We start from the raw sequence: 12,602 nt of genomic DNA, 5'->3' as shown, positions 1-12,602 counted from the left end.
CGGCTTCCGCCGGGACAAGCCATGGCCAGTGAAAATTCCAGCGGCCTGCCGGCGCGGATCGATCCGATCCGCGCCGGTCTGCTTTGCCGCTGTCCCAACTGCGCCAAGGGCCCGCTGTTCGCGGGCTTCCTGAAGGTGGTGGACCGGTGCGAGGTCTGCGGCTTCGATTTCACCCGGCTCAACACCGGCGACGGCGCCGCCATCTTCATCATGCAGATCGCCGGCGGGATCGTGGTGTTCGGGGCCCTGTTCGTACAGGTCGCGTACAATCCCCCGATCTGGGTCATGCTGGCCGTCGCCCTGCCGCTGGTGGCGGCGCTGTCCATCGGGCTGATGCGGCCGGGCAAGGGTGTGATGATCGCCCTGCAGATGCGCAACAAGGCGGGACAGGCGCGCAATGACGACTGAGACCCCCGGACGTTTTCCCTGGGGTCTGACGATCGTCTGCGCCCTTGCGTTCGCCCTGCTTTGTTCACTGGGCATCTGGCAGGTGCAGCGGATGCAGTGGAAGGGAGACCTGATCGCCGACGCCGAGGCGGCGGCGATGCATCCGCCCGTGCCGGTGATGCAGGTCTATCGGCCCGATCAGGAATTCCGCAGCGTCATGATCGACTGCCCCGGTCTGGCCACCGCGCCCTTCGTGGAGATGCGCACCGTCGAGAACGGCCAGGTCGGCGTTCGACTGATCTCGGCCTGCGCCTTGCCGAGCAAGCCGTTCGTCACCCTCGTCGACCGGGGTTTCGTCTCCGAAACGGTTTCGGCCCGACCGCCGGTGACGCCGTCGACCGAGCCCGTGCGGATCATCGGTCAGCTGCGCATGCCGCCGGAGCCGTCGTCCTTCGCCCCGCCGCCTGAAGGCAATGTCTTCTACGCCCGCGACCACCTCGCCATGGGGCGGGCGTTGGGTGTCAAGAAATGGCTGGCCAGCCCCATGATTTACGCCACGACCTCCTCCAACCCGGAATGGCTGGCGCTCAGGCCCTCGGCTCCGCCCGCCGCCTTCTCGAACAACCACCTCGGCTACGCCCTGACATGGTTCGGACTGGCGCTGGCGGTGCTCGGTTTCTACATCGTCCTGCTCCGGCGAACCCTCCTCAAACAGCCCCGCTCCGCCAGCGGGGCGACAGGCAAAGAAGAAGACTCCTGACCGCCACCCTCCACACCCTGTCCAACGGCGTCCGCGTCGTCTGCGATCCCATGCCCGGCCTGCGCACCCTGGCCCTGACCGTCGCCGTCCGCGGCGGAGCGAAATGGGAGACCGAGGCCACCTCCGGCTGGTCCCACTGTCTCGAACACCTGGTCTTCAAGGGCGCCGGCGAGATGGGCGCCCGCGAGATCGTTGAGCGGATCGAGGCCGAGGGCGGCTCGCTGAACGCCTCCACCGGCTATGAGCGCACCAGTTTCGAGGTGCGGGCGCTGGACGGCTCCCTGTCGCTGGCCATGCAGGTGGTGTCGGACCTCATCTTCCGCCCCACGCTCGATCCCGACGAGATCGAGCGCGAGAAGGACGTGGTCGCCCAGGAAATCGCCGAGGCTTTCGACACCCCCGACGACCACGTCTTCGAAATGGCCCAGACCCGGGCCTTCACGGGCCAGCCGCTGGGCCGCCCCATCCTCGGATCGGTGAAAAGCCTGAAGCCCATCACCCGTGCCTCGATCACCGACTGGCGCGCCCGCCTGTATTCACCCGACCGGATGGTGGTGGCGGTGTCCGGGGCGGTCGACGAGACCGAGCTGCTGGCCCTGGCCGAGCGCTGGTTCGGCGACCAGACGGCGGCCCCGGCGGCCGAGCCCGAGACCCCGCGCTTCACCGGCGGCGACGCGGCCCTGTCGCGGCGAATCGAACAGGCCAACATCGTCTTCCAGCTGCCGGCCCCGGCGGCCGGCGACCCCGCCTATGCGGCGGCGCGGCTGATGACCGAGGTCCTCGGCGGCGGCATGGCCTCGCGTCTGTTCCAGAGCGCCCGCGAGGAGCGCGGTCTGGCCTATGCTATCGACGCATACCATGAGCCCTATGAGGACGCGGGTATTCTGGGCATCTACGCCGGGGCCGCGGCCGAACGGGCGGTGGAACTGGCCCGGGTCTGCGCGGCCGAGCTGAAGGCCCTGGCCGAAACCGGTCCCACGGCGGCGGAGCTGTCGCGGGCCAAGGCGGTGATGAACGCCGGCCTGTGGATGTCGGACGAGAGCCCATCGGCCCGCGCAGGTCGGGCGGCGGCCCAGGTGCTGATCTTCGGCGCCCCGATCCCGTCGGAGACCATGGCCGAACGGATGCTGGCCCAGACCGTCGAGGACGTTCGGACGGCGGCCGCCCTGTCGCTGACCGCGGGCAAGGCCGCGACCGCGGTTCTTGGGCCCAGGGCCGCCGCGCCCGCCGGTGCGGCGTTCCGCGAGGGCCTTTTCGGCTGAGCGGCGGCCCGCTAATCTGCGGTCATGGCCCTGCTGGACTGGATCAATGAGGCGACCGGTCCGGTCGTGAAGGGCGCGGGGGTTACCCTGAGGGCTCCGCGCGCCGGAGACCACGAGGCCTGGGCCGCCCTGCGCCAGACCAGCTACGCCTATCTGCAGCCGTGGGAACCCAGCTGGCCCGAGGATGATCTGACCCGGGCGGCCTTCAAACGGCGGCTGACGATCTATGCGCGCGAGATGGAGGCCGGCAACGCCTGGCCCTTCTTCATCTTCGCCGACGTCGATCAGGCGCTGGTCGGGGCGATCACCCTGTCGAACGTGCGGCGCGGCGTGGCCGAAACCGGCACGCTGGGCTACTGGATCGGCCAGCCCCATGCGAAACGGGGCTACGGCACAGCCGCGGTGCGGGCCATGGTCGCCTACGCCTTCAAGGACCTGAACCTGCACCGGGTCGAAGCGGCCTGCGTGCCCGCCAACCTCGCCTCGCGGCGGGTGCTGGAAAAAGCGGGCTTCGAGCTCGAGGGACGGGCCCGGGCTTATCTCAAAATTAACGGCGCTTGGGCAGACCATCTGTTGTTCGGCGTCGTGAATGACGGAGCCGCGCGCGGCGGCTGATTTCGGAGCCGTCCTGTCAGGACCGGTAAGGCGTTTGAACACTCGCTCCAGAAGTCTGGCCTGGGACGCGACGACCGCCATCGAGGCGTTGGCCGCGGCTGACACGGCGCTGTGGATCTGGACGCCCGCCGACGACCAGATGCGTTTCACCGGGGCCACCCGCGCGCTCGGGCTGGGACCGCTGGCGCCGGAGTGTTCGGGCGCCGCCTTCGCCGCTGTGGCCTCGCCGCAGGACCGCGCCCTGGCCGAAAAGATCCTCAAGCCGCAGGGGGAGGGGACCGAGGTCGCCGTTCGCTTGCGCATGCGGGACGCAGAGACCTGCATCTGGCGCGGCGTCTGGCTGGAAGACGGGTTGCGCGCCGCCGGGGTGGTGGCGCTGGAAAACAAGTTCGCCGCCTCCCACCGCGATCATCTGACCGGCCTGCTGGACCGGCGCACCTTCCTGGCCCGCGCCGGCGAGGCCCTGACCCAGCCCGGCGACTATGAGCTGGTCGTGGCCGACGTGGACCGTCTGCGCCGCCTGAACGAGGCCCTGGGGCACGCCCGGGCCGATCTGGTGCTGGCCGCCCTTGGCTCGCGCCTGAACGCCGCCTTCGCCCATGACGCCAACGCCGCCCGCATCGGCGAGGACGAATTCGCGGTCCTGGCTCCGCGCGGCGCCGGGATGGTGGCCGAACGGGTGCGCGAGGCGATGGAGCAGCCGCTGCGCATCGCAGGCTTCGACATCTATCCGACCGTCTCGATCGGCTCGGCCTCGGCCGAGGGGGGGCCGGACGCGCCCGATCCCGCCGAACTGCTGCGCCGCGTCGAACTGGCCGTCGAACAGGCCAAGCTGGCGGGTCGGGGCGGCGTGGCCGCCTATGGCCGGGCGCTGGAGAGCGACAGCCTGTCCCGTCTGGCGCTGGAGGCGGATCTGAGAAACGCCTTCGTCCGCGGCGAGATCGAGCCCTTCTACCAGCCGATCGTGAACCTGCTGACCGGGGCGGTGGCCGGCTTCGAGGCCCTGGCCCGCTGGCGCCACCCCAAGCGCGGCCTGGTGCCGCCCGACGAATTCCTCGGCCTGGCCGACGAAATGGGCCTGATGAACGAGCTGGGCCTGCTGATGATGACCTCGGCGTCGCGCCAGCTGGCCGAATGGCTGACCCGCCATCCCATGGCGGGAAAGCTGTTCTGCAGCGTCAACCTGTCGGTCGGCGAGATCGAACGGCCGGATCTGGTCGACGACGTCACCCGCATCATCACCGACGCCGGCCTGCCCAGGGGCGCGCTGAAGCTGGAGGTCACCGAAGGCGACATCATGCGCGATACCTCGCGCGCGGCCGAGACCCTGACCCGCCTGCGCGAGGCGGGAGCGTCGCTGGCGCTGGACGATTTCGGCACCGGCTTCTCGTCCCTGACCTGGCTGGCCAAGCTGCCGTTCGATACGCTGAAGATCGACCGCTATTTCGTTCTGACCATGGACAAGGACGAGGGCTCGGCCACGATCGTCAAGTCGGTGGTCAACCTGGGTCGGGACCTTGGGCTGGACGTCGTCGCCGAGGGCGTCGAGAACGCCGGCCTCGCCAAACTCCTGCTTGAGGCCCAGTGCCACTACGGCCAGGGCTTCGGCTACGCCCAGGCCCTGCCGGCCCAGGAGGCCGAGGTCTATCTGAATGAGTCGCTGGCCGACGGCACGGCCCCGATCAAGGCGCGCTCGGCCTAGGCCCGGCCGATCTGGCCCGACAGCCGGGCTGGATCCACGCCCAGCCCGGCCAGCACCCGGCCCCATTTGCTCTCGTGGTCGGGGTCGAAGATCAGCTCGGGATCGGCGTCGGCGACCAGCCAGACATTCTCGCCCAGCTCGTCCTCAAGCTGGCCGTCGCCCCAGCCGGCGTAGCCGAGCAGCAGCACCGACCGGTGCGGCCCCGTCTCGGGATCGACCATGGCCAGCAGGGCTTCTCGCGTGCCCGTCATGGCGAAGCCGGCGCCGAAGGCCAGCGAGGCGTCGTCGACCAGCCAGTCGTCGGTGTGCAGGACGAAGCCCCGCTCACGGTCCACCGGCCCGCCGATCAGCACCGCGCGGCTGTCGGCGTCGGGGGGAAGGGGAGTGTCCAGCTTGGTCAGCACCTTCTTCAGGTTCACGCCCGGCGCGGGCCGGTCCAGCCTGAGGCCCATGGCGTGATCGGGCCGGTGGGCGCAGATCAGGATGACCGCATGCTCGAACCGGGGATCGCTGATGCCGGGCATGGCCACCAGCAGCCGCCCGGCCAGGGATTGGAAATCGTCCATGACCCTATCATTGGTGCGGACGGCGGCGTTCGCAAGGCGGCGGTTGGCGGGAGGGGCGGCAACGCCTATCTGATCGGCACGTTTCGTCCTCACACCCATTTCCGGAGCCTGCCCATGACCGTCCAGATCGGCGACCGCATTCCCTCGGCGAACCTGACCCGCGCCACCGACGACGGCCCCCGGCCGGTCACGACGGACGATATCTTCGCCGGCAAGACCGTGGCCCTGTTCGCCGTCCCGGGCGCCTTCACCCCGACATGCTCGGCCAAACACCTGCCCGGCTTCAAGGACCTGCGCGAGGACATCGTCGGCAAGGGCGTGGACACCATCGCCTGCGTCTCGGTCAATGACGCCTTCGTCATGGGCGCCTGGGCCGACAGCCAGGGCATCGGCAAGGACGAGATCGTCATGCTGGGCGACGGCAACGGCGACTTCACCCGCCAGCTGGGCCTGTCGATGGACGCCAAGGGCTTCGGCATGGGCGAGCGTTCGCAGCGCTATTCGATGCTGGTCCGGGACGGCGTCGTCGAACAGCTGAACATCGAACAGCCGGGCGAGTTCAAGGTGTCCTCGGCCGAGCACCTGCTGGCGCAGCTTTAAGGGCGATACCGCTCGCGCCGCGGGCGCTCGCTGTTTCAGCGCGGGGTTTGTCTGGTGAGCACCGACGTCTTCACCCCGGAGGAGCGCAGCGCCGTCATGCGCCGCGTGAAGAGCCGCGACACGGCGCCTGAACTGGCCGTGCGCCGCATCCTGCGCGCGGCCGGAATCGGCTACCGGCTGGGCGGCGCGGGCCTGCCGGGGCGGCCCGATCTGGTGATGAAGGGGCGGCGGGTCGCGGTCTTCGTACACGGCTGTTTCTGGCACGGTCACGACTGCGCGCGAGGCTCGCGCAAGCCGAAGGCCAACGGCCCCTACTGGACCGCCAAGATCGACCGCAACCGGGCTCGCGACGAGACCAGCCGCGCCGCGCTGACCGCCGCCGGGTGGCGCGTGATCACGATCTGGGAGTGCGGGATGAAGGCCGAAGGCTTCGCGGACCGGCTGATCGCCGATGTGCGGAATCAGGCCGCGACGGTTTCCGCCTCGACGTCGTCCGACTGAGCCATGGTCATCACATGGGTGATGGCGCCCAGCAGCATCGGCGGGGTGATCGGCTTGGGCACGAAATAGGTCATGCCGGCGGCCGTGCAGGCGGCGATGTCCTCGGCCGCCGTGTCGGCGGTGACCGCGATGATCGGCACGCCGGCGTTGGGGCCGTTCCCGGCGCGGATGCGGCGGGTGGTCTCGCGGCCGTCCAGCTCGGGCATCCGGACGTCCATGAAGATCAGGTCGAAGGCGGTATGCTCGCAGATCTTCAGCGCCGCCATGCCGTCCGCGGCCGTGGCGATGTCGCAGCCCAGCGGCTGCAGGATCAGCTGGATGGCGCGGCGGTTGATGTCGTGGTCGTCGACGACCAGTACCCGCATGGGACGGCCCTCGTCCTCCTCGTCGGCGTATTCGGCCTCGGGGGCGGCGACGTCCTCGACCACCAGCTGGGCGGGAGCCGGCGGGGCTTCGTACAGCGGCTGGGGCGCGGCGATCTGTTCGGCTGCGGCCGATCGGCGGCCGGACAGTGAGCGGGCGATGGCGTCGCGGCTCTGCTGGTCCAGGGCGGGGGTCGGGATGGCGACGGCCTCGCCGGCCTGGAAATGCAGCGACAGGGTGAACCGGGCGCCGGAGCCGGGGCGGCTCCGGGCGGTAAGTCGACCGTCCATCAGTTGCACCAGCTGACGACTGATGGCCAGGCCCAGGCCCGTGCCGCCGTGGACGGCGCTGACGCCGGCGATGGTCTGGTCGAAGGGGGTGAACAGACGGGCCAGCTGGTCGGCGGTCATGCCCGGACCGGTGTCGGCCACCTCGATCAGCACGGCGTGGCCGCCGGGCTCTTCAGCCCAGGCGTTGAGACGCAGGGTGATCGATCCGGTGTCGGTGAATTTCATCGCATTGGAGATCAGGTTGTTCAGCACCTGACGCAGCCGCATCGGATCGCCGCGCACCGAATCGGGGATGCAGGACGCGCCTTCGACGCGCAGCTTCAGCCCCTTGGCCCGGGCCGGTCCGCGCCACAGCCGGACGGTCTGGTTCAGCAGTTCGCGCAGGTTGAAGTCGACCTGGTCGACCGTCATGTGGCCGGCGTCCAGCTTGGCGTGGTCCAGCAGGTCGTCCAGCAGCGCCTTCATCATGAAGCCGGCGTCGGTGATCAGCTGGGCCTGCGATCGGGCCGAGGTGTCGGCCGCGCCGCGCTCCAGTTCGGCGGCGCCGGCCAGGATGGCGCTGATCGGGGTGCGAAGATCGTGGCCGATGGCGGCCAGGAAGGCGCTGCGGCCCTCCATGATGCGTTCGGCGTCCATCCGCTTCTGGTCGGCCTCGACCCGCGCGGCGCCTTCGGCCAGCCGCGCCTCGTTCATGCGCTGCCACGTCGACAGGCAGTAGGTGATGAAGACGCCCACGGCGATGGCGGCGGCGGTCACAAAGCCCGTCGAGGCGCCGTAGATGGCCATGAAGACCGGCGTGGCGGCCAGATACAGGAACTGGACCGAGGCCGTCATCAGCATCACCGACGTCGACCGCGGTGCGTTGATCACCGAATAGATGGCTCCCGCCGAAAGCAGCATGACCGCGCAGATGCCGCCCATCGGGCCCCCGAGAAGCCACATCGGGATCGACAGGCTGCCGAAAAACCCCGCGTTGGCGGTCAGCATCATCCAGCCCGCGACCCAGCGCAGGCCGGTCAGCTGCTCGGCCCGCCCGCTGTTGATCGGCGAGAAGACCCAGACGTCCAGGGCCTGAATGGTGAAATAGCCGAGCACCCACGCGACGCTCAGCGGCCAGCCCAGCAAGGGGCTGAAAATCATTGCGGTGGCCGCGCCCATGCCGAGCCGCTGCAGCAACGCCTTGCGCCGCTGGCGAATTGCAGTCGCCCAGTCGCCTTCGTGAGCGGCGCCGTGAGCTTGCGTTCCGACTTTGGCGATCGCCATGCAGTTCCCCGGACAAGGCGTTTTCGCCTCGCGCGCACTATGCCCGCGTTGCCCTAACGCTCCGTCAACGGGCCGATCGGGCGGCCTCGGAGACTGTGGAGAAGCCGTCGGCGCGCAAGCGGGCGGCCAGGTCGCGCTTAATCCGCCCGACCAGACCGGGCCCCTCGTAGATCAGGGCCGAATACAGCTGAATGGCGGCCGCCCCGGCCCGGATGCGGGCGTAGGCCTCCGCGCCGGAATCGATCCCTCCGACCGCGATCAGGGGCAGACGGCCCGCCGACGCGTCCACGGCGGCGCGCAGGGCCTCCATCGCGCGGACCTTCAGCGGCGCGCCGGACAGGCCGCCCGCCTCGGCGCGATCCCGCGAGCGCAGGCTGTCGGGCCGGTCCAGGGTCGTGTTGGAGACGATCAGGCCGTCGATCCGGTGATCGAGACTGGCCTCGACGATCAGGGCGATCTCGTCCGCCGTCAGATCGGGCGCGACCTTGAGGAAGACCGGCGTGGGATCGCCGGCGCGGGCCTCGTTCAGACGGCCCAGCAGGTCGTCCAGCGCCGCCCGCCCCTGCAGGGCGCGAAGCCCCGGTGTATTGGGCGAGGACACATTGACGGTGATATAGTCGCTGAGTCCGCGCAGACGCTTCAGTCCGGCCACATAGTCCGCCGCCTTGTCCTCCGTATCCTTGTTGGCCCCCAGATTGGCGCCGACGACGACGGTCCTGGGCCGGTTCGCCAGACGTCCGGCGAAGGCCTCAAGGCCCAGGTTGTTGAACCCCATCCGGTTGATGATCGCGCGGTCTTCCGACAGCCGGAACAGGCGCGGCCTCGGGTTGCCCGGCTGCGCGAGGGGCGTGACCGAGCCGCATTCCACAAAACCGAATCCCAGCCGCGCCAGACCCGCCAGGGCCTCGCCGTTCTTGTCCAGACCAGCCGCCAGACCGACGGGGTTGGGCAGGTCCAGCCCGGCGATCGTGGTTCGCAGGATGGGGTCGTCAGCGGGCGCCGCGGGCAGGGGAAGGGCCTGAAGGGCGCGGATCGCCAGACCGTGGGCGACCTCGGGATCCAGTTGGCGCAGCAGGGCGGCGCCGAGGTCGCTCAGGGCCATCCGACCGCTCCGTCGTCGAAACGCATCACGCCCTCGGCGTCCACCGACAGCGGCCGTTCGCTGACCGCGGCGGCGACCGGCAGAGGGGCGTAGAGATGCGGAAACAGGGCCCCGCCGCGCGACGCCTCCCACCTCAGGTCGTCGCCCAGGGGCCGCAGGTCCACGGCCACCAGCATCAGGTCCGCGCGGCCCGCATAGTGCCGCCGCGCGGTCTCGGCCAGCTGGCCGGCGTCCGACAGGTGGATGTAGCCGTCCGCCAGATCGACCGCCGACCCGGCATAGGTCCCCGCCTCACGGGCAGCGGCCCATTCGCCCCGATCGACCAGCTTGTAAGCGGCGCCGGTCATTCGCCGACGAGATCGCGCGGCTGCAGGAAGCCTTCGAAGGTGCAGCGCCCGGCGACATCGACGATGAAGATGGCCGCCGCGCCTGGCGGGAAGCCGCCGCTCATCCGGTCCAGCACCGACGGCGAGGCGGCGCTTTCGATCAGATATTCGACCGCCAGCACATGGACGCCGGGATTGTGGGCCACCACCATCAGGCAGCCGGCCTCGTCCTCGGCCCCCTCGATATAGCGGCGCAGGGTGTCGGATCCGCCGTTGTACAGCGGCTCGGGCTCGCGCACCTGCACATCGCCGAAGGCGTCGTGCAGCAGGTCCCAGGTCTGCTGCGTCCGGGCCGAGGGGGAGACGAACGCCAGATCCGGCCGCATGCCCCGCGCGGCCAGGGCCCGGCCCATGGCGGCGGCGTCGGCCCGGCCCTTGTCCGACAGGGGACGGTCGCGGTCCTGGCCCGAGGCGGAGCTCTTCTCCGCCTTGGCGTGGCGCATCAGGATCAGTCTCTGCATGGCCGTGGCTTTAAGGGCGTTCGCGCATTCCCGCCAGATCGCCGCCGGCCAGTTTTTCGGCGAGTTTCTCGCGGCCCGTCCGGTTCGCGGGCCGGGGCTGCAGCGCCGGGGTCATGACCGGGACCGTCGCCACGGCTCCGCCCGGCCGGATGCGGGCGTATTCCCGCCGCGTCGCCTCCAGCAGGATGACCCCCGCCGCGCCGGGCATGATCCGTTTGCCGACCTGTTCGAATCCGTCCGCCAGCGGCAGCAGCGGGCCCCAGGGCGGCACATACAGGGTTTGGGACCAGGCGGTCGGCTCCAGCCCCGCGGCCCGCACCAGCCGCTCCAGCTGCCCGCGCGTGAACGGCCGGCCGTGTCCGAACGGCGTGGTCTCGGCCCGCGCCCACAGCCCGCCGCGCGCGGCCGCCACCAGAATGATCCGACCCGCCGGCGACAGGGCGCGCACGGCCTCGGCCATCAGGGCCTGGGCGTCGTCGGCCTCTTCCAGCGCGTGGACCAGCAGGATGCGGTCGAACGATCCGGCGGCGAAGGGCAGGCGCCGGTCGTCGACCAGCAGGGTCCGGTTCTTGCCGACCGAGGGCCACAGCTCGACTCCCTGTCCGCCCGGCATGGCCGCGACCACGCGCCGCGCGCCGACGAAGGCGTCCAGCCACGGCGTGGCGTAGCCGAGGCCCAGAACATCACTGTTCGTCGCCTCGCCCCAGGCGTCCTCCAGACGCCGCGCCAGCAGACGGCGCGCCAGGGCGCCGGCCGGCTCGCCGTAGAAGATGCGAAGGTCCTCGATACTGCGCCGCATGGGGGGAGCATAGGCCGGGTCGGGGCGGGCTGCTAGGATGGGCGCATGACCCTCGATGTCCGTATCTTCCCCTGCCTGAACGACAACTACGGCTTCCTGGTCCGCGACGCGGGCTCGGGCATGGTCGCGGCCATCGACACGCCGGACGCCGCCGCCATTCTGGCCGATCTCGAGCGGTCGGGCTGGGGTCGGCTGGATCTGATCCTGAACACCCACTGGCACCCCGACCACACCCAGGGCAACGCCCGGCTGAAGGACGAGACCGGCTGCGAGATCATCGGTCCCGAAGAGGTGCGCAAGGCCGCGCCGATCGACCGCATAGTCGCCGGCGGCGACGTCGTGATGCTGGGCGAGACCGTTCTGGAGGTGACCCACGCGCCGGGCCATACGCTGGGCCATATCGTCTATCGGTCGGCGGCGGACGCCCAGGCCTTCGTCGGCGACGTGCTGTTCAACATGGGCTGCGGCCGGCTGTTCGAGGGAACGCCGGAACAGATGCACGCCAGCCTTCAGACGCTGGCGGCCTGGCCGGACGAGACTATGGTCTGGTGCGCCCATGAATACACCGCCGGCAACGCCCGCTTCGCCCTGAGCGTCGACGACCGGCCGGAAATGCGGGCGCGGGCGGACGAGATTTTCGCCATGCGGGAACGGGGCGAGGCGACCGTGCCGACGACCATCGGGGCGGAAAAGGCCTTCAACCCCTTCGTCCGGGTCAAGGACGCCGCCGGGTTCGCCGTCCGGCGGGCCGCCAAGGACGTCTTCGCCGGCTGATCAGCGTCGGCGGGTCGTGGTCGCGGGGGTCAGGAAGGCGTCGATGACCCGGGCCGAGGACGGCCGGCCCGCCACGCCCTGGGTGGGCGCCACCACGATGCGCAGGTCGCCGCGGGCGTAGGTCACCGAGGCGCGGGGCCCGTCGACGATGGTGATGCTGCGCAGCCGGTCCAGCGACGACCGGGCCGAGGGCGACCGGGCGATGCGCAGGGCCGCGTCCGTCGAGAGGATCAGGGCCTCGACCGTCAGACCCTCGGCGGCGCCGTCGGTGTCAACATTGATCTCGATCAGCCGGCCCAGCGCCTGGCTCAGCATGGCGCTGCGGCGGGTCATCAACTGGAACATCTGGGCCGGACCCAGGGTCGGCGGCGTCAGGCTGGGGGCCGGGCCCGACAGCGAGGCGGGCGATCCGCCGGGCGCCCGCGGCGTATAGACGGTCATGCCGCCGCCGGGCGTGACCCGCAGCAGCTGGTCGCCGGCGTCGTTGCGATAGATGACGTCGCCGCGCGGGGCCGCGGTCGGGCGCAGCACCCAGGTCTCGTCGCGGCGATCGAAGCGCAACAGGGGCCGCTGGCCCGAACGATCGAGGATGAAGCCTTCGCCTGATTCCGCGACATACCGGCCTGTGGGCGGCAGGGCGCGGGAAGCCCCTCCGCTGTTGCGCAGGGACTGGCTCTGTTCGGCCTGGGCGTTGCCGCGGGTCTGGGCCTGGGCTTCGGAGGACGTGGACGCAAACGACAGCGCCGCCGCCGCGAGGGCGATCGCCATCGC

15 protein-coding genes are annotated in these 12,602 nt (G+C 70.6%); 8 read left to right on the top strand and 7 right to left on the bottom strand.

Annotated features, from left to right (window positions below):
• Nucleotides 1-21: 21 nt before the first annotated feature.
• Genes BrevBR_RS12340 through BrevBR_RS12320 form a run of 5 tightly spaced genes read left to right on the top strand, consistent with a single transcriptional unit; the run spans nucleotide 22 to nucleotide 4,726 of the window.
• Nucleotides 22-408 carry a DUF983 domain-containing protein gene (locus BrevBR_RS12340; RefSeq protein ID WP_332639435.1) on the top strand — a complete coding sequence of 129 codons (387 nt, stop codon included), beginning with the start codon at nucleotides 22-24 and terminating at the stop codon, nucleotides 406-408.
• Nucleotides 398-1,147 (top strand): SURF1 family protein, encoded by a 750-nt coding sequence (locus tag BrevBR_RS12335; protein WP_340001136.1) that lies wholly within the window; start codon nucleotides 398-400, stop codon nucleotides 1,145-1,147. Before BrevBR_RS12340 ends, BrevBR_RS12335 begins: the two co-directional genes overlap by 11 nt.
• 50 nt (nucleotides 1,148-1,197) lie before the next feature.
• Nucleotides 1,198-2,409 carry a M16 family metallopeptidase gene (locus BrevBR_RS12330; RefSeq protein WP_340001135.1) on the top strand — a complete coding sequence of 404 codons (1,212 nt, stop codon included), beginning with the start codon at nucleotides 1,198-1,200 and terminating at the stop codon, nucleotides 2,407-2,409.
• A 24-nt stretch (nucleotides 2,410-2,433) separates the two neighbouring features.
• Nucleotides 2,434-3,024: a GNAT family N-acetyltransferase gene (locus tag BrevBR_RS12325; protein WP_340001133.1), complete on the top strand. Its 591-nt coding sequence runs from the start codon at nucleotides 2,434-2,436 to the stop codon at nucleotides 3,022-3,024.
• A gap of 34 nt (nucleotides 3,025-3,058) precedes the next feature.
• Nucleotides 3,059-4,726 (top strand): putative bifunctional diguanylate cyclase/phosphodiesterase, encoded by a 1,668-nt coding sequence (locus BrevBR_RS12320; protein ID WP_340001132.1) that lies wholly within the window; start codon nucleotides 3,059-3,061, stop codon nucleotides 4,724-4,726.
• On the opposite strand, the gene BrevBR_RS12315 is transcribed toward BrevBR_RS12320, so the two are convergent.
• The gene (locus tag BrevBR_RS12315) at nucleotides 4,723-5,292 is read right to left on the bottom strand and encodes a YqgE/AlgH family protein (RefSeq protein WP_332639430.1); all 570 of its coding nucleotides are present in this window, start codon (nucleotides 5,290-5,292) and stop codon (nucleotides 4,723-4,725) included. The genes BrevBR_RS12320 and BrevBR_RS12315 overlap by 4 nt on opposite strands.
• A 114-nt stretch (nucleotides 5,293-5,406) precedes the next feature.
• Between BrevBR_RS12315 and BrevBR_RS12310 the strand changes: the two genes are divergently transcribed.
• Complete coding sequence (locus tag BrevBR_RS12310; protein WP_332639429.1) at nucleotides 5,407-5,892, top strand: peroxiredoxin; 486 nt, start codon at nucleotides 5,407-5,409, stop codon at nucleotides 5,890-5,892.
• 96 nt (nucleotides 5,893-5,988) lie between these two features.
• Nucleotides 5,989-6,393, top strand: coding sequence for a very short patch repair endonuclease (locus tag BrevBR_RS12305; protein WP_445214762.1), 405 nt, complete (start codon nucleotides 5,989-5,991; stop codon nucleotides 6,391-6,393).
• Here the strand turns inward: BrevBR_RS12305 and BrevBR_RS12300 are convergent.
• The 5 genes from BrevBR_RS12300 to BrevBR_RS12280 all read right to left on the bottom strand — a co-directional run bounded on the left by BrevBR_RS12300 (nucleotide 6,354) and on the right by BrevBR_RS12280 (nucleotide 11,057).
• Nucleotides 6,354-8,309 (bottom strand): ATP-binding protein, encoded by a 1,956-nt coding sequence (locus tag BrevBR_RS12300; RefSeq protein WP_340001130.1) that lies wholly within the window; start codon nucleotides 8,307-8,309, stop codon nucleotides 6,354-6,356. The two genes, BrevBR_RS12305 and BrevBR_RS12300, sit on opposite strands and share 40 nt — an antisense overlap.
• 64 nt (nucleotides 8,310-8,373) lie before the next feature.
• The gene (locus tag BrevBR_RS12295) at nucleotides 8,374-9,411 is read right to left on the bottom strand and encodes a quinone-dependent dihydroorotate dehydrogenase (protein ID WP_340001129.1); all 1,038 of its coding nucleotides are present in this window, start codon (nucleotides 9,409-9,411) and stop codon (nucleotides 8,374-8,376) included.
• Complete coding sequence (locus tag BrevBR_RS12290) at nucleotides 9,402-9,758, bottom strand: DUF952 domain-containing protein (protein WP_340001128.1); 357 nt, start codon at nucleotides 9,756-9,758, stop codon at nucleotides 9,402-9,404. The genes BrevBR_RS12295 and BrevBR_RS12290 overlap by 10 nt, the downstream gene beginning before the upstream one ends.
• The gene (locus BrevBR_RS12285; RefSeq protein WP_340001127.1) at nucleotides 9,755-10,258 is read right to left on the bottom strand and encodes a SixA phosphatase family protein; all 504 of its coding nucleotides are present in this window, start codon (nucleotides 10,256-10,258) and stop codon (nucleotides 9,755-9,757) included. Before BrevBR_RS12285 ends, BrevBR_RS12290 begins: the two co-directional genes overlap by 4 nt.
• A 10-nt stretch (nucleotides 10,259-10,268) precedes the next feature.
• Nucleotides 10,269-11,057: a class I SAM-dependent methyltransferase gene (locus BrevBR_RS12280; RefSeq protein ID WP_332639423.1), complete on the bottom strand. Its 789-nt coding sequence runs from the start codon at nucleotides 11,055-11,057 to the stop codon at nucleotides 10,269-10,271.
• Between the two features lie 45 nt (nucleotides 11,058-11,102).
• On the opposite strand from BrevBR_RS12280, the gene gloB reads away from it, so the two are divergent.
• Nucleotides 11,103-11,831, top strand: a complete 729-nt coding sequence (gloB, locus tag BrevBR_RS12275) for a hydroxyacylglutathione hydrolase (protein ID WP_340001126.1) — start codon at nucleotides 11,103-11,105, stop codon at nucleotides 11,829-11,831.
• On the opposite strand, the gene BrevBR_RS12270 is transcribed toward gloB, so the two are convergent.
• Nucleotides 11,832-12,599 (bottom strand): DUF4908 domain-containing protein, encoded by a 768-nt coding sequence (locus BrevBR_RS12270; RefSeq protein ID WP_332639421.1) that lies wholly within the window; start codon nucleotides 12,597-12,599, stop codon nucleotides 11,832-11,834.
• Nucleotides 12,600-12,602 lie beyond the last annotated feature (3 nt).

Source organism: Brevundimonas sp. BR2-1 (genome assembly GCF_037626195.1).
Lineage (GTDB): Bacteria > Pseudomonadota > Alphaproteobacteria > Caulobacterales > Caulobacteraceae > Brevundimonas.
The sequence above is the reverse complement of the archived record's forward strand: the minus strand, read 5'-3'. Positions and strand labels throughout refer to the sequence as shown.